This is a genomic window from Paludisphaera soli, from assembly GCF_011064595.1.
Lineage (GTDB): Bacteria > Planctomycetota > Planctomycetia > Isosphaerales > Isosphaeraceae > Paludisphaera > Paludisphaera soli.
The window spans coordinates 110146-135014 of record NZ_JAALJI010000007.1 but is presented as its reverse complement, the minus strand read 5'-3'; the positions used below and the strand labels follow the sequence as shown (position 1 = coordinate 135014).

At 71.3% G+C, this 24869-nt stretch carries 19 protein-coding genes; 16 read left to right on the top strand and 3 right to left on the bottom strand.

Annotated elements, in window-relative coordinates:
- Window positions 1-9: 9 nt before the first annotated feature.
- Window positions 10-1017, bottom strand: a complete 1008-nt coding sequence (locus G6O68_RS11550; protein WP_165247806.1) for a zinc-dependent alcohol dehydrogenase family protein — start codon at window positions 1015-1017, stop codon at window positions 10-12.
- Window positions 1018-1215: 198 nt separating this feature from the next.
- Between G6O68_RS11550 and G6O68_RS11545 the strand changes: the two genes are divergently transcribed.
- From G6O68_RS11545 to G6O68_RS11475, 15 genes are all read left to right on the top strand, one after another.
- Complete coding sequence (locus G6O68_RS11545; protein ID WP_165247804.1) at window positions 1216-2922, top strand: hypothetical protein; 1707 nt, start codon at window positions 1216-1218, stop codon at window positions 2920-2922.
- A gap of 127 nt (window positions 2923-3049) precedes the next feature.
- On the top strand, window positions 3050-4216 hold the full coding sequence (gene carA, locus G6O68_RS11540) for a glutamine-hydrolyzing carbamoyl-phosphate synthase small subunit (protein WP_165247802.1): 1167 nt from the start codon (window positions 3050-3052) through the stop codon (window positions 4214-4216).
- A gap of 112 nt (window positions 4217-4328) precedes the next feature.
- Window positions 4329-5624, top strand: coding sequence for an adenylosuccinate synthase (locus G6O68_RS11535; RefSeq protein WP_165247800.1), 1296 nt, complete (start codon window positions 4329-4331; stop codon window positions 5622-5624).
- Window positions 5625-5718: 94 nt separating this feature from the next.
- Entirely contained in the window at window positions 5719-6531 is an 813-nt protein-coding gene (locus tag G6O68_RS11530) for an isoprenyl transferase (protein WP_165247798.1), read from the top strand.
- 99 nt (window positions 6532-6630) lie between these two features.
- On the top strand, window positions 6631-7542 hold the full coding sequence (locus tag G6O68_RS11525; protein ID WP_165247796.1) for a phosphatidate cytidylyltransferase: 912 nt from the start codon (window positions 6631-6633) through the stop codon (window positions 7540-7542).
- 145 nt (window positions 7543-7687) lie between these two features.
- Entirely contained in the window at window positions 7688-8719 is a 1032-nt protein-coding gene (locus tag G6O68_RS11520; RefSeq protein ID WP_165247794.1) for a PhoH family protein, read from the top strand.
- A gap of 161 nt (window positions 8720-8880) precedes the next feature.
- Entirely contained in the window at window positions 8881-11121 is a 2241-nt protein-coding gene (locus G6O68_RS11515; protein ID WP_165247792.1) for an HD family phosphohydrolase, read from the top strand.
- A gap of 2 nt (window positions 11122-11123) precedes the next feature.
- Entirely contained in the window at window positions 11124-11651 is a 528-nt protein-coding gene (gene ybeY, locus G6O68_RS11510; RefSeq protein ID WP_165247790.1) for an rRNA maturation RNase YbeY, read from the top strand.
- 25 nt (window positions 11652-11676) lie between these two features.
- Window positions 11677-12969 carry a hemolysin family protein gene (locus G6O68_RS11505; RefSeq protein WP_165247788.1) on the top strand — a complete coding sequence of 431 codons (1293 nt, stop codon included), beginning with the start codon at window positions 11677-11679 and terminating at the stop codon, window positions 12967-12969.
- Window positions 12970-13186: 217 nt separating this feature from the next.
- Window positions 13187-13930: a DNA repair protein RecO gene (recO, locus tag G6O68_RS11500; RefSeq protein ID WP_165247786.1), complete on the top strand. Its 744-nt coding sequence runs from the start codon at window positions 13187-13189 to the stop codon at window positions 13928-13930.
- 73 nt (window positions 13931-14003) lie between these two features.
- Window positions 14004-15326 (top strand): tetratricopeptide repeat protein, encoded by a 1323-nt coding sequence (locus G6O68_RS11495; protein ID WP_240911131.1) that lies wholly within the window; start codon window positions 14004-14006, stop codon window positions 15324-15326.
- An 89-nt stretch (window positions 15327-15415) separates the two neighbouring features.
- A complete protein-coding gene (gene lptE / locus G6O68_RS11490; protein WP_240911130.1) occupies window positions 15416-15979 on the top strand; it encodes an LPS assembly lipoprotein LptE in 564 nt (187 codons plus the stop codon).
- Window positions 15980-16005: 26 nt separating this feature from the next.
- Window positions 16006-16860: a dihydropteroate synthase gene (folP, locus tag G6O68_RS11485; protein ID WP_240911129.1), complete on the top strand. Its 855-nt coding sequence runs from the start codon at window positions 16006-16008 to the stop codon at window positions 16858-16860.
- Entirely contained in the window at window positions 16850-18166 is a 1317-nt protein-coding gene (locus tag G6O68_RS11480) for a glutamate-5-semialdehyde dehydrogenase (RefSeq protein ID WP_165247784.1), read from the top strand. Before folP ends, G6O68_RS11480 begins: the two co-directional genes overlap by 11 nt.
- A gap of 145 nt (window positions 18167-18311) precedes the next feature.
- Window positions 18312-18914 carry a hypothetical protein gene (locus G6O68_RS11475; RefSeq protein ID WP_165247782.1) on the top strand — a complete coding sequence of 201 codons (603 nt, stop codon included), beginning with the start codon at window positions 18312-18314 and terminating at the stop codon, window positions 18912-18914.
- Window positions 18915-18990: 76 nt separating this feature from the next.
- Here the strand turns inward: G6O68_RS11475 and G6O68_RS11470 are convergent, their stop codons facing one another.
- Window positions 18991-21612 carry a YfbK domain-containing protein gene (locus G6O68_RS11470; RefSeq protein WP_165247780.1) on the bottom strand — a complete coding sequence of 874 codons (2622 nt, stop codon included), beginning with the start codon at window positions 21610-21612 and terminating at the stop codon, window positions 18991-18993.
- A gap of 30 nt (window positions 21613-21642) precedes the next feature.
- Window positions 21643-22179 (bottom strand): RNA polymerase sigma factor, encoded by a 537-nt coding sequence (locus tag G6O68_RS11465; RefSeq protein WP_165247778.1) that lies wholly within the window; start codon window positions 22177-22179, stop codon window positions 21643-21645.
- Window positions 22180-22452: 273 nt separating this feature from the next.
- Here G6O68_RS11465 and G6O68_RS11460 point away from each other — a divergent pair, with 273 nt between their 5' ends.
- On the top strand, window positions 22453-24765 hold the full coding sequence (locus tag G6O68_RS11460; RefSeq protein ID WP_165247776.1) for a M28 family metallopeptidase: 2313 nt from the start codon (window positions 22453-22455) through the stop codon (window positions 24763-24765).
- Window positions 24766-24869: the final 104 nt, after the last annotated feature.

Here is a 24869-nt window from a genome sequence, read left to right as displayed (position 1 = left end):
GGGGTCGGGTCAGACCTTGATCACGATCTTCCCGAAGTGCGACGCCCCCGCCATCAGCCGGAGCGCGTCCGGGGCCTGGTCGAACGCGAAGACCTGATCGACCACCGGCTTGATCCCGTGCGCGACGATCGCCCGGTTCATCGCCTCGTACATCGCCCGCGATCCGACGAACACCCCCTGCAGGCGGATCCCGCGCATCAGGATCGGCGTGGGGTCGAACTGGCCGGCCCCCGTGAGCACGCCGATGAGGGCGATCGTCCCGCCGGTCCGGACCGCGCGGACGGACTTCGGCAGCGTCCCCGAGCCGCCGACTTCCACCACCAGGTCGACGCCCCGGCCGTCGGTCAGGTCGCGGACGGGCTTCTCCCAGTCCGGCTCGGTCTTGTAGTTGACCGTCTCGGAGGCGCCCAGGGACCGGATGCGTTCGAGCTTGGCGTCGCTGCTGGACGTGGCGATCACCCGCATGCCGGCGTGGCGGGCGAACTGGGCGGCGAAGACCGAGACGCCGCCGGTGCCGAGCGTCAGCACGGTGCTCCCCGGCTCCAGCCCGCCGGTCTCGAACAGCCCGTGCCAGGCGGTGACGGCCGCGCAGGGGAGCGTCGCGGCCTCCTCGAAGCTCAGGGAATCGGGGATCTTCACGAGGCTGCACTCGGGGAGGACGACCTCCTCGGCCAGGACCCCCTCCAACTCGCCGCCGAGGGCCGAGGCCGACTTCTCGTCGTCGAGCGGGCCGTCGACCCAGCGGGCCATGAAATTGGCCGAGACCCGCGTCCCCGGCTCGAATCGCACGGCCCCCGGACCGTTCGCCACCACCTCGCCGGCCGCGTCGGACAGGGGGATGCGCGGCAAGCGCATCTTCGGGTTGTAGATCCCCTTCGAGATCATCAGGTCGCGGAAGTTGATCGACGCGGCCGCCACCCGGACGAGGACTTCGCCGGGCCCCGGCGTCGGGCTCGGCTCGTCGCCGAGCTTCCATCCGTCCGGGCCGCTGAAATCGTGCAATCGGTAGACCTTCATCCTCGCCTCCCTCGTCAGGACCAATCGCGGGCGGGGCCGCCGCCCTCCCTTTCAGAGTAGGGTCCGGGTCGAAGGCCCGCGAGCCCCCGTCGGCCGGTGTCGGCTGGCTGGACGGGCGAAACGCCTGCTAGGATGGGCGGGCGTCGAACGTCGAAGGGGCCGGGCTTCGTCCCAATCCAGCCGTCCTCGGGTGCCGCGTTGATTCGTCTGGTCGCAAGGTGGTCGTCCTCGATCGCGCTGGGGTTGCTCGTCGTCGGCCCGCCCGCCGCGATCGCGGCCTGCGCGCTCGTCGACCTCGGGCCCGACGGCGAACTCCGGGCGACGCTCTTCCCGGTCGCCATCGCGGCGCTCGACCCGTTCGTCTGGACCTGCCTGCGCCAGAGCGCGACGACCGCCGGCCTGGCCTCGCTGACGGCGGTGGTCGTGGGGGTGGTCGTCGGCCGCCTGATCGGCGATCGCGCGTTCCGGCTCCGCCCGGCCGCGCTGGCCCTCCTGACCGCGATCGCTTCGATGCCCCCCGTGGCGCTGGCGATCGGCGCCGCGACGTTCCTGGCGGGGGACGCGGCGGGAGCCTGGTCGGGCCTGGTCGGACGGTCGGGGCCGCTGGCTCGCTTCTGTCCGGCCGATCCGAACTGGCTCGTCTGGTTCGGGGCCGCCACCCTGCCCGGCGCGGCGGCCGGCGTCCTGGCCTACGCGGCGGCCCTGGATCGGCTCGACCCGTCGTGGCGCGACGCGGCCCGGATGGCGGGAGGCGGCGGGACCCGCGTCTGGCGGCGGCTCGCCTGGCCCCTGATCCGGCCCGCGATGGCCCGCGTCGCCGGCCTCGTCTTCGCGATCACGCTGGCCGATCCCGGCCCCCCGTTGATCCTCGGCCTGCGACGGACGCTGGGCTTCCAGGTCGTCTCCGTCGGCTTAGGGCCCTCCCCGTTCCCCCGGGTCGCGGTCCTGGGCCTGCTGGCGCTGCTCGTCTGCGCGGCCGTCCGGGGGGGATTGCGACTCTGGGCCGGGCCGACGCGGCTGGACGACGCCCCGCGACGCGGCCGCGACGAGGCTTCGGCGCGCGTCCCCGCGTCCTGGCCCCGGCTGTTCGCCCTGGCGACGATCCTCGGGCTCGCCTCGGGCCTCGCCGTCGCGCCGCTGGCGGGGCTGGTCGGCATGCTGGGCGACGCGGGGGGCGAGGCGACCGGCCCGGGGACCTTGACCGCCCGCCTGGTCGATCCGACCACGACGCGGATGTTGGGGCGGTCCCTGGTCCTGGGCCTGGGCGTGGCGGCCCTGGTCGGCATCTCGGCTCGCGCGATCGGCCGGCTGGAGGCCGGTGCGGGCGCGGCGGCGGCCGGCCGATTCCGACGCCTCGCCCGGCTCGCCGCCCCGCCGCCGCTGGTCGCCGGCGTCGCGATCCTGGCGTTCGGCCTGCTCATCCGCCACGGCGCGGGGCAGGTCGACGCCCGGACGTCGCTCGCGGCGACCTCACTCCTGGAGCTTCCAGGAGGCGATTGCGGCATGCTCTTCGCGCCGATCCTCGGGGTATGGCTGGCGACGATCTGGGCCCGGCTCGACGGCCGTCGGCCGCCTCGCGGCGGGGGCTCGGCGAGCGCTCGCGATGCGGCGCTGCTGGCCGGGGCGGGGAGGAACAAGGCGCGTCGACTGGCCCGCGATGCGAACGCGGGACGACGCTGGAGGGCCGCGGCGGCGGTCGCGGCGGCGGCGGCGGTGAACGTCGCCCCGGCGGTCCTGCTGGCCTCGTCGCCGCAGGTCGCGACGGTCGGCGCGGGGCTGCTCCTTTCCCACGAACGGCCCGACGGCGGCGCGGCGGTCGCCGCGGCTTTGGCCCTCTTGGCGACGGCGGCGTGCGCGGCCTCGGCGTTCCTCGACCCTCGCGAATCCCCCAGCCAGCCCGGTTGATCCCCGTTCGCGCGGCGAATCGGCTCGACGCCCGGGAGCCGACGCGCCTAGAATCGTGTGGGTCCGAAACGACGATTTTCGCGGGAAACCGGAGGGTGAGGGCCGGATCACGGCCCCGGGAGCGACGATGGGAACGGCGAAACTGGCGCTCGAGGACGGCTCGGTGTTCACGGGCCGCTCGTTCGGGGCGCAGGGCGAGATCGACGGCGAAGTCGTGTTCAACACGAGCATGACCGGCTACCAGGAGATCCTCACCGACCCCTCGTACCACGGCCAGATCGTGGCGATGACCTATCCCCAGATCGGCAATTACGGCGTCAACGCCGAGGACGCGGAGAGCGGCCGCCCCTGGGTGCGCGGGTTCGTCGTCCGGGAGCTGAGCGGCCGGGTGAGCAACTTCCGCTCGGAGAAGTCGCTCTCGGCCTACATGGAGGAGCACGGCGTCCTCGGGGTCTCCGGGATCGACACCCGGGCCCTCGTCCGCCTGACTCGCGAGCGCGGCGCCCTCCGGGGATTCCTCTCGACGACCGACCTCGACGACGCGAGCCTCGTCGCCAAGGCCCGCAAGAGCCCGGGGATGGTCGGCCTGGCCCTCGCCCGCGAGGTGATGCCGCGCGGGACGACGGTCTGGGAGCCCGGCCTGGACCCGGCCTACCAGTTCGACGCCTCCGGCCGAGGGGGGGCCGCCTCCCCCCGCCACAAGGCCGGCGAAGGGGCGAAGCGTCCCCACGTCGTGGCGATGGACTTCGGCATGAAGTGGAACATCCCGCGGCACCTGGTCGACATCGGCTGCCGGGTCACGGTCGTCCCCGGCTCGGCCCCCGCCGAGGCCGTGCTGGAGCACCAGCCCGACGGCGTGTTCATCTCGAACGGCCCCGGCGACCCCCGCCCGCTCGTCGAGGCCACCGAGACGCTCAAGACCCTGATCCGCACCGCCGCCGAGTCGCGCGGGATCCCCCTCTTCGGCATCTGCCTGGGCCATCAGCTGCTCGGCCAGGCCTTCGGCGCCGACACGTTCAAGCTCAAGTTCGGCCACCGGGGCGCGAACCACCCGGTGCGCAACGAGGCCACCGGCAAGGTCGAGATCACCACCCAGAACCACGGCTTCGCCGTCGACCCCTCCACCCTCCCGGCCGACGTGGTCGCCAGCCACGTCAACCTGAACGACCAGACCCTGGAAGGTCTCCGGCACTCCCGCCTGCCCGTCTTCAGCGTCCAGTACCATCCCGAGGCCTCCGCCGGCCCGCACGACAGCCAGTACCTGTTCGACGATTTCCGGGCGGCGATGGGATGAGCCCTCGGCCCGGCGGCCCCGCCTCATTGACGGGGCCGGCCGGGCCGTGTACCTTGTAACTTTACGATACCAAGCGACCGTCGCGGTCGCGGTCCGCTTCGGAGCTTGCGCCGTGGGTTCGACGTGCGTGGTCGGCCTCCAATGGGGAGACGAGGCCAAGGGGAAGATCGTGGACCTGCTGTGCGACGACCACGACGTGGTCGTCCGGTATCAGGGGGGTGCCAACGCCGGGCACACGGTCGTCCATGAGGGGATGACCTACAAGCTCTCGCTGGTCCCGACCGGGATCCTCCGCGAGAACGTCGAGGCGGTCATCGCCAACGGCGTCGTGATCCATCCCCCGGCGCTGCTGAAGGAGATCGCCTCGCTCCAGGCCCAGGGGGTGAATTTCGAGGGCCGGCTGCACATCAGCGACCGGGCCCACGTCATCCTGCCGTATCACCTGGCCGAGGAGCGGCTGACCGAGGAATCCTCATCGGCCGCCGACCACCTGGGGACGACCCGGCGGGGCATCGGCCCATGCTACAAGGACAAGCTGGGGCGGGTCCACGGCGTCCGCATCGCCGACCTCTACCGGCCGGCGGACTTCCGCGAGCGGCTCGCGCGGATCGTCGAGTACAAGAACCGCCTCCTGAACGCGATGCTCCCCGACTTCGAGCCGTTCGACGCCGCCGCCGTGGCCGAGGAATACCTGGGATACGCCGAGCAGCTCCGGCCGTACGTCTGCGACTCCACGTCCAAGCTGCACGAGGCCGTCGCGGCGGGCCGCAAGCTGATGTTCGAGGGGGCCCAGGGCTCCCTGCTCGATGTGGACCACGGCAGCTATCCGTACGTCACCAGCTCCAGCAGCAGCGCCGTGGGGACGGCCCCGGGCTCGGGCGTGCCGGCCCGCTGCATCGACCGCTGGATCGGCGTGGTCAAGGCGTACACGACCCGCGTGGGGGGCGGACCGTTCCCCACCGAGCAGGACAACGAGATCGGCGAGCGGATCCGCCGCGTCGGCCGCGAGTACGGCACCGTCACGGGCCGCCCCCGCCGCTGCGGCTGGTTCGACGCCGTGGCCGTCCGGTACTCCTCGCGGGTCAGCGGGTCGACCGAGCTGGCCGTCATGCTGCTCGACGTCCTCAGCGGGATCGAGGAACTGCAGGTGGCGGTCTCCTACGACCTCGACGGCCGCCGGCTCGACGTCCTGCCGGCGTCGCTCGCCGACCTGGAGCGCTGCAAGCCAGTGTACGAGACCTTGCCGGGCTGGAGCGAGGACCTGACCGCCGCGCGGACCTGGGGCGACCTGCCCAGGGCGGCCCGCGACTACGTCGACTACCTGGGCCGGATCGTCGGCGTCCCGGCGTCGATCGTCTCCGTCGGCCCCGATCGCCGCCAGACGATCCTGGTCCCGAAGGACCGCTGAAGGAGGGATCGGACGCGGCCCGCGGCCTCGCGCGATCCGGCGCGTCGCCGGCGGCATGGACCCCCCCCGGACGGATTGGGCTGAAGGTTTCTCCATGCGAGCAGACGAGCGACCCCCGCTGAAGATCACCGAGGAAGGCCGGGCCCGGCTGGAGGCCTGGGGCCTGAAGCCCGAGCAGCTCCCCCGCCACGTCGCCGTCATCATGGACGGCAACGGGCGGTGGGCGCAGAAGCGCGGCTTCCCCCGGGTCGTCGGACACCGCCGGGGGATCCAGAGCGTCCGCTCGGTCGTCGAGGAAGGGGTCCGCCTCGGCCTCGAACAGCTCACGCTCTACTGCCTCTCGGTCGAGAACTGGAAGCGGCCCCCGCGCGAGTTGCGGTTCCTCCTGCGGCTCCTCCGACGGTTCCTCGTGGCCGAGCGGGCCGAGCTGATGGCCCAGAACGTCCGCCTGAAGATGATCGGCCGTCGCGACGGGCTCCCCGCGGAGGTCCTCGACGAGATCGACCGCACCACCTCGGAGACCGCCGCCAACACCGGCATGATCCTCCGGCTGGCGATCAATTACGGCGGCCGGACCGAGATCGTCGACGCCGCCCGACGGCTGGCCGAGGAGGCCCGCGCCGGCCGGCTCGACCCCGCCGAGATCGACGAGTCGAGCTTCGCCGGCATGCTGGAGACGGCGGGATCGGCCGACCCCGACCTGTTGATCCGCACCGCGGGCGAGATGCGGGTCAGCAACTTCCTGCTCTGGCAGGTCTCGTACACCGAACTCTGGGTCACCCAGACCCTCTGGCCCGACTTCCGCGGCGGCGACCTGCTGCAGGCCTGCGCCGACTACGCGAATCGGGAGCGGAAGTTCGGCGGGCTGCCCGCCTCCTCGCTGGCCGCGGGGACCCCGGCGAGTTAAACTGGGGCCTTCGCCGCGCCGGGACGTGGAGTCGTGGCTCCCCTCGGACGCGCATCTGCGGACGCCTCCCCCCGCTCCCTCTCGCCCCCGCTGGGATCCATGCTGCGCACCCGCGTCGTCAGCGCCGTCCTGATCGTCGCCGCCCTGGTCCTGCTCCTCTACGTCGACCAGTGGCTCGCGCCCTGGTTCCCCCTCTGGTTCGCCCTCTGCGCGCTGGCGATGGGGGCGGCGGCGCGGGAGCTGATCGCCCTGCTGGACGGGTCCCCGCTGCGGCCGTCCGGCGCCGTGGCGGCCGGGGGGCTGCTGGCGATCCTTGCGGCCGACTGGCTCCCCCACGTCACGCGGATCTGCCAGACCGCCGAGCCGATCTCCGGGATCGTCCACGGCCCGGATGCGGCGATCGCCGTGCTCGCCTGGCCGTTCCTGAGCTTCACGGCGGTCGTGATGGCGACGTTCGTGGCCGAGAGCCTCCGCTTCGAGGCCCCGGGGAGATCCGTCGCCGCGGTCGCCGGGACCGTGCTGGTCGTCGCCTACGTCGGCCTCCTGGGGAGCTTCCTCGTGCAGATGCGCTGGCTCGAGGGCTGCAGGCACGGATTGGTCCCGCTGGCGTTCCTGATCGCGACCGCCAAGGGGGCCGACGTCGGGGCTTACACCGTGGGCCGGCTGGCGGGTCGGCGGAAGCTTTGGCCCGCGATCAGCCCGAACAAGACCGTCGAGGGGGCCGCGGGCGGCCTCGCCTTCGCGCTGGCGGCGGCCCTCCTCGTCGAATGGGTGGCCGTGAACCGAATCGGGGTGACCGCCCTCGGATGGGCGGGGGCCGCCCTCTTCGGCCTGGTGATCGGCGTGGTCGCCCAGGTTGGCGACCTGATGGAGTCGATGATCAAGCGCGACTGCGGGCGCAAGGACGCCTCGGCGGCGGTCCCCGGCTTCGGCGGGGTTCTGGACGTGCTCGACTCCCTCCTCTTCGCCGCGCCGGTCGCATACGGTCTCTGGGCCTGGATGGGTCCATGAACGGGATCTCATCTTGATCCGACCCGTATTGTTTTCGATGGGCACATTGATAGCATAGTAAAAGGATGGAACTCAGCCGGGTCGGGCCCGGGCACGCGGGCCGTTTCTCGACGGCGCGGCCGGGCGGGTCGGCGAAAGGGGAGGTATGCCAGAAGTCACCATCGCGCTCGAGGGCCAGAACGAGGAACTCGCAGTCTTCGGCAGTCGCGACCAGCATCTCCGCCAGATCCGCGACGCCCTCGGGGTGAAGGTCCTGGCCCGGCACGGCGAGGTCCGCGTCGAGGGCGAGCCCGGCCGCGTCGAGCAGGCCCGCGAGATCTTCGAGGGCCTTCGCTCCATCTTCCGCACGCGCCGGACCATCCTCGCGGCCGACGTCGCCGACCTGATCGAGAAGGCCGTCCAGGTCCCGGCCGAGCCGGGGGCCGTCGAGATCCGCGAGGGAAACCGCGTGGTCCGGCCTCGCACGTCCGGCCAGAACCGCTACCTCCACGCCCTGCGCGACCATTCGCTGGTCCTCTGCGTCGGTCCCGCGGGGACCGGCAAGACCTACCTGGCCGTCTCGTCGGCCGTCTCCGCGCTGCGGCAGGGCCGGATCAAGAAGATCGTGCTGGTGCGCCCGGCCGTCGAGGCGGGCGAGCACCTGGGCTTCCTGCCCGGGGACCTCGAGGCGAAGATCAACCCGTACCTCCGCCCCCTGCTCGACGCGCTGCACGACCTGATGCCGTACGACCAGATCCGCCGCTACATGGACAACGACCTGATCGAGATCGCCCCCCTCGCCTACATGCGTGGGCGGACGCTGAACGACGCCGCGATCATCCTGGACGAGGGCCAGAACGCCACCGTCTCGCAGATGAAGATGTTCCTGACCCGCATGGGGCAGAACTCGCGGATCATCGTCACCGGCGACGTCACCCAGGTCGACCTGCCGCCGGCCGTGAAGAGCGGCCTAGCCGACGCGGTCGAGCGGCTCGCGAACGTCCCCGGCGTCGCCGCGGTCATGCTCGACCGCGCCGACATCGTGCGGCACCCGCTCGTCCAGGCGATCGTCGACGCTTACGAAGCCGCGGAAGGCCCCCCGGCCGATTACGAGGAACGGATCGGCACCCCGGCGCGGCCCTCGCACCCCCACGCGCCGGCGGCGGACCCGATCCCCCCGGACGTCGACGCGGATTGACGCCATGACCTCCCCCTTCCCACTCCTGGAACGAGCGTTCGTCGGCAAGGCCGACGACCCGCCTCGGATACCGGACGCAGGGCGTTCGGGGCCGCGTGGCCCCGGCGCGGTTCTGCGCGGCCTGCTTCTTGCGCCGGCCGCGGCGTGTCGAGTCGTCATCCATGAGCATCGGTAAACGGCGCCCGAAGCCGAGTCGGGCCCAGTTGCGGTCCTTCCCCAGCGTCTCGCTCCAGCAAAGCCGGATCGCGAAGCAGCGGGCCCGCCTCGTCAGCTTTTCCCTGATCGCCCTCACGGTCCTCGTGACCTCGGCGATCGTCCACGGCTCCGGCCCCCCCTTCGTCTACCGCCTGGGCCAGCGCCCGGAGCGGGAGATCCGCGTCAAGGTCAAGGAGTTCCGGATCCGGAACCAGACCAAGACCAGCAACGAGCGCCAGGCCGCCGCCGACCAGGTCCCCCTGGTCATGATCAACGACCCGGCGCCGATCAAGGACCTGGCCGAGCGGCTCGACGACCTGACCGTCACCATCGCCAAGTCCCAGCGGTTCGAGGACGTGGACCCGATCGTCGTCTCCACCTGGAAGCTCAAGCCCGAGGCCTACCTCGACATCAAGGCGGCGACCGACACCCCCCAGCGCCGCGACAACCTGCACGTCCAGATCACCAAGGCGTTCGCCCCCTTGCTCGACGCCGGCGTGCTCGGCCCCGGGGCCCTGCCCCGGAACGAGGAATCAAGCCGCACCCTCTCGATCCGCGACGAGGGCCAGGCCGCCGACGAGGCCCGGATCTTCCCCCGCGAGCGCGTCGTCCCCGAGCGGATCGTCAAGCAGGACGGGCCGGTCGCCCGCGAGTTCATCGCCGCGTTCACCCCCAGCCGGGTGGGCGAGACCCTCTTCCAGCTCGTCGCCGACCGCCTCGACGGCCGCCCGACCCTCACGTTCGACCAGGAGGAGACCGCCCGCCTCCGCGAGATCGCCCGCGACGCCATCGGCGAACGCTACGACCCGTTCCGCGAGGGCCAGGTGCTCGTCGAGCAGGGCCAGGCGATCGGCGAGGAGCAGCTCATCCTGCTGAGGATGGAGCACGACACCGCCATCGCCGAGCTGACCTTCGGCGAGAAGCTCCAGCGCGCCCTGGGGGTGCTCGCCCTGGTCTCGTCGCTGTTCATCCTGGCCGGCTTCTACGTCGCCCGCCATGAGCACCGGATCGCGTCCGACCTGGGCCGGATCGCCACGCTCTGCGCGCTCGTCGTCCTCTGCCTGGGGGTCGTCCGGCTGCTGGCGAACCAGGCCTGGAACGCCGACCTGATCCCGGTGGCGGCGGCGGCGATGATCCTGGCGATCGCCTACAACCCGAACTTCGGCCTGATGGCCACGTTCGCGCTCTCGATCCTGACCTGCATGGCCCTGGGGACGGGCATCGCCCACTTCCTCATCCTGATGGGGGGGACCGCCGCCGGCGTCCTCGGGCTCAACGACGTCCGGACTCGGACGAAGCTGATCAAGGTCGGGGCCACCTCGGCCGCCGTCTACATGATCCTGACCTGGGCGGCGGGCCTCTGGGAGCATCAGCCGATCGAGCTGATCCGCAGCGACGCCTTCTGGCGCGCCGGCTGGGGCCTGATGGCCGGCTTCTTCATGGGTGGGAGCCTCCCCTTCCTGGAGAACGCCTTCGGCATCGTCACCGGCATCAGCCTGCTGGAGCTGGGCGACAACACCCACCCGCTCCTCCAAGAGCTGGTCCGACGCGCCCCGGGCACCCACAACCACTCGATCACCGTCGGCGCCATCGCCGAGGCGGCGGCCGAGCGGATCGGCGCCAACGGCCTGCTCGTGCGGATCGGGGCCTACTTCCACGACATCGGCAAGATGCTCAAGCCCCACTACTTCGTCGAGAACCAGGTCGGCTCCACGAACCGCCACGCCAACCTCGCGCCGGCGATGAGCACCCTGATCATCATCGGCCACGTCAAGGACGGCGTGGACCTGGGCCGCCAGCACCACCTGCCCGAGCGGATCATCGACCTGATCGAGCAGCACCACGGCACGACCCTGGTGGAATACTTCTACCACGAGGCCAACCGCCGGAACGGCGGCAACCCCGACGCCGCGCTGGTGCAGGAGAGCGCCTTCCGATACCCCGGTCCCAAGCCCCAGACCAAGGAGGCCGGCATCCTGATGATGTCCGACTGCGTGGAGAGCGCCAGCCGGACCCTCTCGGAGCCGACCCCGTCGCGGATCGAGGGGCTGGTCAGCGAGCTGATCGACAAGCGGCTCCGCGACGGCCAGTTCGACGAGTCCGGCCTGACCCTCCGCGAGATCGCCGAGATCCGCGACAGCCTGGTCAAGTCGCTGATCGGCATCTACCACGGCCGCGTGAAGTATCCCGAGCAGAGGACCGCCTGACCTTGGACCCGACCGACGACGACCTGGACTTCGAGGACGACCTCGACTCGCCCCCCCTCCCCGACTTCGAGGTGGAGATCGCCGACTCGCAGGCCCACGTCCCGATCGACCCCGAGGCCGCGCGTCGGCTGGTCGAGGACGTCCTGCGCGGCGAGGGGGCGGCGTCGGCGTCGATCTCGGTCGCGTTCGTCGACGACCCGACGATCCACCGGGTGAACCGCGAATATCTCGACCACGACGAGCCGACCGACGTGATCTCGTTCGTCCTCTCCGACGAAGGGGACGATCGGCTCTCCGGCGAGCTGGTCGTCTCGGCCGAGACCGCGGCGCGGGTGGCGGCCGAGTTGGGGGCCGAGCCCTGGAACGAGGTCGCCCTCTACGTCGTCCACGGCCTCCTCCACCTGTGCGGCTGCGACGACCTGGACGAGGCGTCGGCGGCCGCGATGCGGGCCCGCGAGGGGGCCGCCCTGGCCCGCGTCGGGCTCGCCAACCCTTTCCCCCTGGCCGACGGCCGACGCGTCCCCTCCTGACCGCCCCCACCCCGGAGTCCCTCGCTTGGACGGGCCGAACTCGACCTGGATCGTTCTCTCCTGCGTGCCGCTCGTGCTCGTGCACCTGGTCGCGATCGCCCTGACCGAGGCGCTCCAGTCGTATTCGCGGAGCCGGCTCGAAGAGCTGACCGAGGCCCGCGGCCGCGCCGAGCGCGCGGACGAGATCGCCCACCTGGACGCCCGCACCGAGCGGGCCGCCAAGGCGGTCGCCGTGGCGACCGGCCTGCTGCTGGCCACCGCCGCGGGGGTGGTCCTGGGCCGCCAGGTCGAGTGGTTCCCGCAGGTCGGGCTGGCGACGCTGATCGTCCTGACGGGGCTCGGCGGCTACCTCGCCGCAGGGGCCGCGGGTCGGATCTTCGCCGAGTCCATCCTGGACCGGATCTGGCCCGCGACCGGGCTGATCCGGGCCGCCGGCCTCCCCCTGACCGCCGCCGCGACCGCCCTGGAGCGGCTGGTGGAGTGGGTCGTCGGGACCGACGAGATCGGCAGCCGGCCGGCGAGCGTCGAGGTCGAGGTCCCCGGCGACCTGGAGGACGACGACGACCAGGAGCCCGAGCTTCCTGAGCAGGCGCGCGACCTGATGGGCAACGTGGTCGAGCTGACCCGCACCGTCGCCTCCGAGATCATGCAGCCGAGGTCGGCCATGGTCATGCTGCCGTCCACCGTCTCCGCCCAGGAGGCCGCCGACGCGTTCCGCACCACGGGCCGCAGCCGCATCCCCCTCTACGGCCGCAACCGCGACGACGTGGTCGGCATCCTGCTGGTCAAGGACCTGCTCGACCGCATGGTCGCCGCCGCCCCCGGGGAGGCCGTCGTCCCGTCCCGGATCGCCCGCGAGGCCTACTGCGTCCCCGAGTCCAAGAACGCCTTCCAGCTCCTGGAAGACATGCGGTTCCGACGCGCGCCGCTGGCCGTGATCCTCGACGAATACGGCGGCGTGGCCGGCCTGGTTACGATGGAAGACCTGATCGAGCAGCTCATCGGCCCGATCCACGACGAGCACGACGCGCCCACCGCCGACGACCCGGTCGTCCCCCTGGGCGACGCCGCGTTCGAGGTCGACGCCGGGGTCGAGCTGGAGGAGCTGAACGAGCGTTTCGGCGTCCACCTGCCGACCGACGAGGAGTATCAGACCATCGGCGGGCTGGCCCTCCACGCGCTGGGCCGGCTCCCCGAGCCCGGCGCGAGCTTCCGCCGCGACGGCGTCGAGTTCACGGTGCTCGCCGTCGGCGACCGCTCCATCCGGCGGATCAAGATGAACCTGGAGCCCGCCCCGGAGAACGCCCCCGGCGCGTGAAATGGGACGCCGAAGCGCGCCGAACGAACCCAATTTTCGGCCCCCCTTCGAGCCCCAAAAAATCTTCCCTCGCAAGCACTTCCGTCGATTTGGGTTCGTTCCGGGCCGGCGCGAACGAAGCCGATTCGGGGCGCAGCCGCCGGGGGGGGGACGAACACGGTATAATTGAACAGTACCTTTCGTCTCGGGCGTGGCCTCACGAGGGAGGAGTCGGACCTTGCCCGCGAATCGCTCGCTGGCCCTGGTAGTGCGGACCGTGGACGTCTTCGAAACCAGCCTGGTCGTGACCCTGTTCACGCGCGAGCTGGGGAAGGTGGCGGCGCTGGCGAAGGGGGGGCGGCGGCTGAAGTCGGCGTTCCAGGGTGGCCTTGACCTGCTGGGCGTATCGGATATCGTGCTGCTGCCCAAGGCGTCGGAGTCCCTCGATCTTCTGACCGAGGCCGCGCCCGTGGAGCGGTTTTCCTGTCTGCGCCGCGATCTGGCGGCCCTGTATGCCGGCTACTACATCGCCGAACTGCTGACCGACCTGACGGACTACCACGACCCGCACCCCAAGCTGTTCGACGCGGCGAGGATCACCTTGCGGCATCTGGGCGACCCGGGTCTGCGGGCGCGACGCGTCCTGAGGTTCGAGCTGGCGTGCCTGCGGGAGATCGGCCTGATGCCGCTCCTCGACCGGTGCGCCCACTGCGGCGAGCCCCTGGGCGACGAGGAGGCCGTGGCGTTCGGGCCGGCGACGGGGGGGACCCTGTGCCCGGCCTGCCGTCCCGGCCAGCCCCACGTCATCACGGCCTCGCGGCGGACGATCGAGGGGCTCCAGGCCCTCGCCACCCCCGGAGACGCCTGGCGCGAGATGGGGATGTCGGGCTCGGAGCTCGCGACCGTCCGGCAGACGGTCGGGGCCGTCGTCAGTCACGTCCTGGGCCATCGACCGCGGGTCTGGCCCTTCCTGGGAGTCTGAGCCGATGAACCCGGCACGAAGGATCGTCGGCCCCTCCGCCAACCGTAACCCCGGGATTCGAGAACGAGGACCCATGACCCGATCGTCTCGAATGCAGGCCGCCGCCAGGGCCGCCGCCGTCGCCCTGATCGTGGGATCGGCGGCCGGCTGCCAGAGCTTCGCCGTGCCCTTCGCCCAGTGGCGGTCGACCTACGACTCGGGCCTCGCCAAGCCGATCGGCGAGGCCGAGCTGGCCCGCGCCAAGACCGAGAAGGTCGCCGACAGCGACACCCTCCTCAAGCGCTGGCTGAGCCCCCGCGACCCCTCCGCGGGCGCCGACAAGTCGACCGACGACCGCGACCCGTCGGGCAAGGTCCTGGGCTCCAACGGCTGGTCGCCGTTCATGAAGCCCAAGCTCGACCCCGACGCGCAGAAGGAGCTGGACGACGCCTTCGCCCTCTACGAGGCCGGCAAGCTCGCCGAGGCCGAGTCCGCCTTCGCCAAGATCGCCAAGGCCCGCAAGGAATCCGCCTGGGGCGAGAAGGCCCAGTTCTACGTGGCCGAATGCCAGTTCCACCGGAAGAAGTACGTCGCCGCCCACGAGAGCTACGAACGCCTGGCCGCCGACTACCCCGGCACCCAGAAGATGGACGACGTGGTGAGCCGGGAGTATGCGATCGCCCAGATCTGGCTGGCCCAGAGCGACCCCGAGGCCAAGCCGGATCAGAAGCTCCCGTGGTATACCCACTGGAACGGCGGGCAGCCCCTGATCGACACGCGGGGGATGGGGCTCAAGGCCCTGGAGCACGTCCGCCACCACATGCCCGACGGCCCCCTCGCCGACGACGCCGTGATGCAGATCGCCGACTATCACATGGAGAACGCCGACTACGAGACGGCCGCTATCTACTACGACGAGATGATCGCCACCCACCCAAAGAGCCCGTTCCTGCACAAGGCCCACCTGGCCGCGATCGACTCCCGCATGAAGGGCTACCTCGGCCCCGCCTACGACGGCGAAGGCCTGGAGAAGGCCCGCGACCTCGTCCGCCAGACCATGGCGACGTTCCCCGACAAGCAGGAAGAGAACGAGAAGCTCTTCCACACCCTCGACCTGATCAACGACCAGGACGCCGAGCGGGCCTACAACGTCGGCGCGTATTACAAGAAGATCGGCAAGGTCGCCGCCGCCGAGTACTACTTCGGCAAGATCCCCCAGCGCTGGCCCAACAGCCCGTGGGCCGTGAAGGCCAAGACCGACCTGGCGTCGCTCGCCAAACTCCCCCGCAAGTCCTCGCTCCCCAGCAAGATGCTCACGCAACCCAACGCCACCGACCCGTACTACAGCGCCGGCGGCGGCATGGGCGGGATGGGCGGCGCGGGCGGCATGGGGATGTCGCCGGGCGGCATGATGTAACGCATTGAAGAGAGCCCACGGACGACTCCGGCCCCTCGCGGAACTCACCTCCGGGCCGGGCCCAGGATGCCCAGGAAGAGGCGGAACCCATGCTCGCACGTCACCCCCGATCGACCCTCGCCGCGCCGGGACGGCGACAGGCCGCCGCCTGGGCCATGCTGGCGATCGTCGGCCTGGCGGGGGGCTGCGGCTACAACTTCCGCGCCCCCTACGACAAGAGCGTCCAGACGGTCTACGTCCCGATGTTCAAGTCGCAGACGTTCACCCGAGACGTCGAGAAGATGCTGACCGAGATGATCCAGAAGGAGATCGGCCGCCGCACGCCGTACCGGATCGTCGACAGCCTCGAAGACGCCGACACGATCCTCAGCGGCGTCGTGAACTTCGCCGACAAGAACATCGTCGTCGAGAGCCCGTTCAACCTGCCGCGCCAGCTCACGCGGACGGTCAACGTCAGCGTCAACTGGCTGCACAACCCGCCGACCGCCTCCGAGAAGAACCGTCAGCCGACGATCATCTCGGAGACCGTGAACTTCGTCCCCGAGATCGGCGAGACCTCGATGACGGCTCTTCAGTCCGTCTGCCAGAGGCTGTCCGCCCAGGTCGTCGATATGATGGAGCAGCCCTGGTACACCGAGGAAGACCTCCGCTGACGGAGCGATCGAGAGAGACGTCCATCATGAAAGCCCGATGGGAGGCCGCCGGCCGCCCCCTGCTCGTCGACGACGTCCCCAAGGTTATGGGGATCGTCAACGTCACCCCCGACAGCTTCTCCGACGGCGGCCGCTGGTACGGCGTCGACGCCGCCGTGGAGCACGCCCTGAAGCTCGTCGAGGACGGGGCCGACATCCTCGACGTGGGGGGCGAATCGACCCGGCCCGGCTCCGAGGTCGTGCCCGCCGAGGAGGAGATCCGCCGGGTCGTCCCGGTGATCGAGCGGCTCGCCGCCGCCGTCTCCGTGCCGATCTCGATCGACACCATGAAGGCCGAGGTCGCCCGCGAGGCCGTCCGCGCCGGGGCCTGCATCCTCAACGACGTCTCGGGCCTGCGCGACGAGGCGATGGCCGCGGTCGCCGTCGACTCCGGGGCCGCCGTCGTGGTCATGCACATGCAAGGCACGCCCCAGACCATGCAGGACGACCCCCGCTACGACGACGTCGTCGAGGACGTGCTGGCTTATCTCGCCGGCCGGGTCGCCTGGTGCGAGGCCGCGGGGATCCCCCGCTCCCGGATCGCGGTCGACCCGGGGATCGGCTTCGGCAAGACTTACGAGCACAACCTGGCGCTCTTGCGGAACCTCGATCGATTCGGGACGCTGGACTGCGCGGTGCTGCTGGGCGTCTCCCGCAAGGGGACGCTCAAGACGATGACGGGACGGGGCATGGACCAGCGGCTGACCAGCTCGGTCGTCTGCTCGCTCGCCGGCTGCACGCTGGGGGCGGGCGTCGTCCGGGTCCACGACGTCGGCCCGATGGTCGACGCGATCAAGGTCTGGGGGCTCGTCAGGGGTTGGAAGGGGACGGATGATGTCTGAGGCGGCGACGGCGGTCGAGACAAAGGGGCTGGGGTCGGACGGGGGGAAGGCGGACCTCGATTCGCTCTGCCGAGGGCTGGCGAGCCGGGCGAAGGCGGCGGCCCGCGAGCTGGCGACGGCGGGCCCCGGCGCCAAGGACGCCTGGCTCGCCGCGGCGGCCGAGGCCCTCGCGGCCCGTTCCAACGAGATCCTCGCGGCCAACGCCCTCGACGTGGAAGCCGCGCCGGGGATGGGGCTCAACGCCGCGGCCGTGGACCGCCTGACGCTCAACGCCAAGCGGATCGGCGAGATGGCGAAGAGCCTCCGGGAAGTCGCCGCCCTCCCCGACCCCATCGGCGAGGTCGTGCGGTCGAGCCGACGCCCCAACGGCCTGGACGCCGTCCAGGTCCGCGTGCCGCTCGGCGTGGTCTTCATGATCTACGAGAGCCGCCCGAACGTCACGATCGACGCCGCCGCCATCTGCATCAAGAGCGGCAACGCGGCCATCCTCCGGGGCGGCAAGGAAGCCATCCACTCCAATCGGGCCCTGCACCGCGTCCTCGCCGACGAGCTGGCGCGTTGCGGCCTCCCCGAGCACGCCGTCCAGCTCGTCACCACGACCGATCGCGAGGCCGTCGGCCGGCTGCTCGCCCTGCCCGAGTTCATCGACCTGGCGATCCCGCGCGGCGGCGAAGGGCTGATCCGCCGCGTCGCGGCCGAGGCGAAGATGCCGGTCATGAAGCACTACAACGGCATCTGCTCCGTGTACGTCGATGAGGCCGCCGACCCCGAGGTCGCCACCCGGATCATCGTCAACGCCAAGGCCCAGCGCCCGGGCGTCTGCAACGCCGCCGAGACCCTGCTCGTCCACCGCGAGGTCGCCGAGAGCTGGCTCCCCGGGGCCGCCGAGGCCCTCAAGGCGGCCGGCGTCGCGATTCGCGCCGACGAGAAAGCCCGCGCGATCCTCCCGGACGCCGCCCCGGCCACCGACGCCGACTGGGACACCGAGTTCCTGGACAAGATCCTGGCGGTCAAGGTGGTGGACTCGCTCGACGAGGCGGTCGCCCACATCGCCCGCCACGGCTCCTCGCACACCGAGGCCATCGTCACCCGCGACCTGGCCGCCGCCCGCCGGTTCGTCGCCCGCGTGGACAGTTCCGCCGTCATGGTCAACGCCAGCACCCGGTTCAACGACGGCGGCCAGCTCGGACTCGGGGCCGAGATCGGAATCAGCACCGACAAGTACCACGCCCGCGGCCCCTGCGGGCTCGTCGAACTGACCTCCACCAAGTGGATCGTCTACGGCGACGGCCAGGTCCGCGAGTAGGCCGGGCCGTCCGGGCCGCTCGGGCCGTTTGCATCGATGCTCTCGAAATGTCAGAATCGCTCCCGGTTCGACAACCGGGATTTGCGCGGCAAGACTCACTCTTGTACGTCGCGAACGCGAGACCAGACACCACGAGGGCGATGCGATGAAGGCGCGAAGATCGCGGGCGATCCGTCCCGGCGGCGAGGAGATGGAGGGTCGCCTGCTCACCGCGGCCCTGCCCTCGATGCGCGCGGCCCTGGCCGAGCGGGCCGTCCAGCGGGCCCGGCCGGTCAACCCCGCGCTCCGGCCCCCGCCGCGACGGGCCCCGGGCGTGCCCGTGCCGGGCCCCAACGGCCCGACGACCACCATCGGCGCGGGCTTCCTCGGCAACCAGGGCCCCCGGATCGGCCGGCCGACTCCGCCGGCGCCGAATATCCAGTTCGGCCTGATCACGATCACGAACACCACGAAGGCGACCATCACCTTCAGCGCGTCGGCCTCCACCGTCGAGGGAGGCCGGTTCTCCGATTTCACCCTCAAGCCCGGGCAGAGCCAGGTCTACTACGCGCCGTTCGGCGGCCCCTTCAACAGCGCCCCGACGTTCCAGGTGAGCTTCGACACCGTCGAGCGTCGGAGCGTGATCCAGCTCGCCGAGGTCGACACCGTCTACGCCTCCTCCCGCTGGGTCCCGACCGACCCGAGCCTCGGCCGCCCCTACGCCATCATCGCCGACGCCGGCGGCCTGAACGTCGTCCCCGTCGCCTGATCCAGACGCGCAAAGGGCCGGCCGCCCCGTTGCGGGAGCGGCCGGCCCGGATGTCGCATCACCAGACTCTTGCCGGTCAGGGTTCGACCGGCGCGGCCAGCGCCGGCACGCCGAGGTCGCGGGCCTTCTGCACCAGGCCCAGGAACTCCTTGCGGTAGCCCGAAGGGTCGTGGGCCAGCGTGGGCGAGGCCAGCTCGATCACGCCGGAGTAGGTCAGGGTGCCGACCGACGGCGAGCGCCGCAGCAGCATCCCGAACGCCGCCACGGACGAGGCGAACTTGAAGTCGTCCGAAGCCTCGGAGTAGTCCAGCCCCCGATCCGCGACGGGTCGCTCGATCAAGGCGCTGACGTTCCCTTCGGGCTTTTTGTACCGCAGCCGGACGACGAACGAGTCGGCCGAGGCCGCTTCCGCCGGCCGGTCCTCGGCCTGGGCCGGGACGATCTCGTAAAGCGCGGTGACGTGGTGCCCCGCGCCGATCTCGCCGGCGTCCTTCTGATCGTTCGCGAAGTCCTCGTTGGCCATCACCCGATTTTCATAGCCGACGAGCCGATACGCCTTCACCTGCTCGGGCTTGAATTCGACCTGGATCTTGACGTCCTTGGCGATCACGTCGAGCGTCGCGCCCATCTCCTCGACGAGGACCTTGTGGGCCTCCTCGGGGCCGTCGATGTAGGCGTAGTGGCCGTTCCCCTTGTCGGCGAGCTTCTCCAGCGTGCCGTCCTTGAGGTTGTCCATGCCGAACCCGAGGACGGTCAGGAAGACCGGCTTCGGGCCCTTGGCCTTGGACTCGATCAGGCGGACGAGTTCGTCCTGGCTGGTGACGCCGACGTTGAAGTCGCCGTCGGTCGCCAGGATCACGCGGTTGACGCCCTCGTTGATGAAATTCGACGCCGCCAGGTCGTAGGCGAGCTGAATGCCCGCCCCGCCGTTGGTCGAGCCGCCGGCGCGAAGCTCCTCGATCCGCGCCAGGATCTCGGCCTTGTTCAGACACGAGGTCGACGGCAGGACCAGGCCCGAAGACCCGGCGTAGACCACGATCGCCACCCGGTCGTTCTCGCCGAGCTCCTCCACCAGCTTCTGGAGCCCCCACTGCACCAGCGGCAGCTTGTTGGGCTGGTCCATCGAGCCGGAGACGTCGACCAGGAAGACGAGGTTGCTGGGCTTGCGGGCCTCCTGGACGATCGGCTTGCCGACGATCCCGATCCGGGCCAGCCGGTTGCCGGCGTTCCAGGGGCAGCGGGCCACTTCCACGCGGATCGCGAACGGGTCGGGGCTCGTCGCCGGCGGCGGCGGGTCCTGATACGGGAAGTAGTTGAGCATCTCCTCGATCCGGACCTCGTCCGGGGCCGGCAGCCGATTCTGCTGCATCAAGGAGCGCCGGACGATCGAGTAGGAAGCCGTGTCGACGTCGATCGAGAAGGTCGACACCGCCTCCTGGCCGACGAGGACGAACGGATTCTCCGCGACCGCCGCGACGGGCTCGGCGGCGGGCGGCTGTCGCTGCAGAACCTCGGCCTCCTCGGCCAGCCTCGCCTCGACCTGCTGGAGGGCGGGGACGGCGTCCTTCCGCTTGCCGGGCGACTGATCGAACTCGGCCTCCTTCAGCTCGACCGCGAAATTCGTCGGGGCCGGTGAAGCCGCGACGGTGTGTCCGGCCGGCTCGCTCGGCTCGCCGCCCCGGGCCAGCTCCAGGCCCAGCGCCTCCTGCTTGGCCAGCTTCTCGGCGGCCCCGAATCGGCTTTCGATCACGGGCCGATCGCTCAGGTCGGCAGTTATGGTCGGTTCTCCCCGGGCTGGCTGGCTCGGCTGGGCTTGGCCCCGTTGCTGATCGCCAACCTGGCCCTGCTGCCCCTGTCCCAGCATCATCTCACGACGGACGCCCTCGACCTGGATCGGCTGATTTTGCCGGGCGAGGCTTCCCGCCATGCCGCCCTGGAAATTCACAGCCGCGCCCGCCGACGTCGTCGGGGCTGACTGCGGGCCGTTCGCCGCAAGTCCCGGAGGGGCGGCCGCGGGAGCGGGCCCGTCCGAGAACGAGTCGAAATCACGGATGGTCGACGGGGCCTCCCGCCTGGCCACCGCCGCCAGGTCCGCAAGCTCGCGACCGGCCGAGCGAGGCGCGGCGTCCCTCTTGAGCCCACGTCCCCGGCCGTAGAAGGTCTCCGCGGGCTTCGCCGCCGGGGGGGCGGGCGACGCCGCGGCCAAGGAATCGAGCGGCATGGGCTCGGCGGCCGGCGGGGGCGGGATGAGCGATTCCTGGTGTGCGTAACGGCCCGACGCGGGCGCGGAGGCGTCGATCTCGCTCACGACCTTCGCCCGTTCGGCGGCCTCGCGACGCGACTGGACGGCCGGCAGGAGCGCCAGGGCGGTCCCGATCATCATCGTCGCGGCGATCGACGAGAGGATCGTCGGCGACCGCCACCAGGGCCGGGGCGTCGGGGAGGTCTCGGTCCCCACGAGCCGGGGCGAGGCCGGCTCGGCGGTGGGGTCGACGGTCGGGGCGAGGGCCGCGGTCTCGCGGGCCTGCTCCTCATGGAGTCGTTCGGTGAGCCAGCTCGCGGTGAGACGGATCTCGTCGACCTGCTTGCGGGCCTCGGGATGTTCGGCGAGCAGGCGCTCGATGTCTTGATTTTCGGCCCCGTCCAGCTCGCCGAGGGCGAAGGCGGTCAGCCGGGGGTCGTCGATGTCGAAGCTCATCTTCGGTTTCTCCTTTCCAAGCTCGCGGGTTCAGGCGCCGGCCTCGGCGGGCTGGCCGTCGAACAGGCGGCTCCGGAGGGTCTTGATCCCGGCGTGGATCAGGTAGCCGACGTTGGAGACGCTGTGGCCGCTGATCCGGCTGATCTCCTGGTAAGAGAAACCGTTCTGGAACTTGAGGCGGATGACCTCGCGCTGGTTGGGCGGCAGGGTGTCCAGCAATTCGAGCGCCCGGGTCCCCAGGTCGCGGCGTTCGGCGACGTCCTGCGGGCCCGGCGCGGGGCTGAGGCAGCGTTGGACTTGGTCGTCTTGCAATCGGGTCATGCGATGCTCCTTCCGCAGGACGTCCAGGGCGCGGTTCCGACAGACCGTGAACAGCCACTCGGCCAGATGGCCGTCGACGTCGGCGCGGTCCTGGGCGCAGAGGCGCAGGAAGACGTCCTGCACCACGTCGCGGGCCGCCTCGGCGTCGTTCAGGAGCCGACGCGCGTAGAGCGACAGGGGCCCCTCATAGCGGGAGACCGCGTCGCGCACCCACGCGTCGCCGTCGAGGTCGCGTTCACCTGCCATCGGCGTGCTCGATAAGGGACGTGTTCGCGTACATCCAGGACAACGGCCCGCGGCGGCGTCCCTTAGTCCTCGCCGCGGATTTTCCGCCGATCGCCCCCCGTCGCCCCACGCAAAGGGCGACGCCCCCAGGGGATCGATCGCGACGGCGGCCCCCGTCGCGACACTGGAAACTCGTAGGGCGGGCGCGTATCCTGGCGTTCCGACCGGAGCGGCTTCGAGTCTGTCGCCCGCCCCCGACCCCGTCAAGCGTCGGCACTTCGTGAGAGGCCCCGGATGCCCAGAGCCCGTCGACTCCCCGTCCGACTCGTCGCCCACGCCTCCCTGCTGCTCCTCGCGGCCGCCGGCCCCCATCGACTCCTCGGCGACGAGCCGACGCCGATCGGATTCGCCCCCGCCTCGCTGGCAGCCCACCGCGCGGCGGAGGCGAAGGCGATGGCCGTCCCCACGCCCAATCAGGCCCGCGCGTGGCTGCGCACGCTGACCGCCGAACCGCACCCGGCCGGCACCCCCGCCGACGAACGGACCGCCAAGTTCGTCCGCGACCGGCTCCAGGAATGGGGATGGGACGCCCAGATCGTCCCCTACGAGGTCCTCCTCAACCAGCCCTCCGCGCCGCCGACCCTGGCCCTGGACCGCCCCGAGCCGCTCGACCTGGACATCGAGGAAAAGCCGGTCGCCGACGACAAGGACTCGGCGAACTCCACGGCCTTCCCCGCCTTCCACGGCTACGGCGTCTCGGGCACGGCGTCCGGCCAGGTCGTCTACGCCAACTACGCCCGGCCCGAGGACTTCAAGGCGCTGGAGGGCCTGGGGATCGACGTCCGCGACAAGATCGTCCTCTGCCGCTACGGCGGCCTCTTCCGAGGCCTGAAGGTCCTCAACGCCCAGAGCCGGGGCGCGAAGGGGATCCTGATCTATTCCGACCCGGCCGACGACGGCTACGCCAAGGGGGACGTCTATCCCGACGGCCCCTACCGCCCCGAATCGGCCGTCCAGCGCGGCAGCGTGCAGTTCCTCTCCCTCGGCCCCGGCGACCCGTCCACGCCTCGCGGGCCTTCGATCGCCGGCGCCGAACGCCTGCCGATCGACGCCCGCTTCGGCTTCCCGCTCCAGATCGAGGATCAGGTCAAGCAATGGGAGGCGAAGACCGGACTCAAGCGGGCCGAGTACTTCGCCACGATCCCCTCGCTTCCGATCGGCTACGGCGCCGCGAACGAGATCCTGACGCGGCTGGCCGGCCCGGGCGCCCCCGCCGGCTGGCAGGGGGGGCTCCCCGTCTCGTACCACGTCGGGCCGGGGCCGACCGAGGCGACGATGACGGTCTCGACCGACTACAAGGTCCGCACGATCTGGAACGTCATCGCCCGGCTCCCCGGCGTGGTCGAGCCCGAGCGTTGGGTCATGCTGGGCAACCATCGCGACGCCTGGGTGTACGGGGCCGTCGATCCCGGCAGCGGCACCGCCGCGACCCTGGAGGTCTGCCGCGCCCTGGGGAAGGCCGTGAAAGACGGCTGGAAGCCCCGGCGGACACTCCTCTACGCGAGTTGGGACGCCGAGGAATACGGCCTCGTCGGTTCGACCGAGTGGGCCGAGCAGTTCGCCGGCGACGTCGACCGCAAGGCGGCCCTGATGCTCAACGTCGACTCCGCCGTCAGCGGCCCCGACCTGGACATGGGGGGCGTCCCCTCGCTCCGGGACCTCGTATTGGGCTCGGCGGCCGCCGTGACCGACCCGCGCTCCGGCCGCCCGCTCCGCGACATCTGGCTCGATTCCAAACGAGCCGGATGGGTCGCGACAAGCCCGCTGGTCCTGGCCGACCCGTTCTGGGCCCGCGACGGCAAGCCCTCCGCCGCGCGAGGCTTCATCCCCCAGATGGCACCGCTCGGCTCGGGCTCGGACTACACGGCGTTCCTGGACCACCTGGGCGTGCCGGCCGTCGACGTCGGCTTCGGGGGCCGTTACGGCGTCTACCACTCGATCTACGACGACTTCACCTGGATGGAGAAGTACGGCGACCCCGAGTTCCTCACCCACGCCACCGCCGCCAGGCTGTACGTCGCGATCCTGATGCGCGCCGCCGGGGCCGACGTCCTCCCCTTCCGCTTCACCCCCTACGCCGACGGCCTCCGCTCCTACGTCGACGACATCCGGCTGCTCCGCGCCCGACAGGTCCGCAAGGCCCCCGCGCCGGCGGCCGACGAGGGCTTCGAAGGCCTCGCCGCGCTGGCGGATTCGGTGCTCGCCTTCGAGGCCGAGGCGAAGCGGCTGGACGACGCGCTGGACGCCCTGGCCAGGCAGGACGGCGCGCGGCCCGAGAAGTTGGAGGCGCTCAACGAGGCGCTGACGCGGATCGAGCGCGCGTTCCTGATGACCGACGGACTCGCCGGCCGGCCCTGGTTCAAGCACGCCGTCTACGCCCCCGGCCTGACCACCGGCTACGCCTCGTGGCCCCTCCCCGCCGTCCGCGAGGCGATCGAGACCGGAAAGCCCGACCTCCTCAAGACGGCCGTCCCCGCCACCATCGAGGCCGTCTCCCGCGCCACCGCCGCCCTCCGCCAGGCCGCCGACATCGCCGCGCGGCCCTGAGCTTCAGGAGGCGGAGCCGACACCGACGCGAGCCAGTCTACGGTTTCCACCGTTGACAACTACGGCGAAAACCGTAGACTGGCTCGCGTCGGACGATTCGAAGC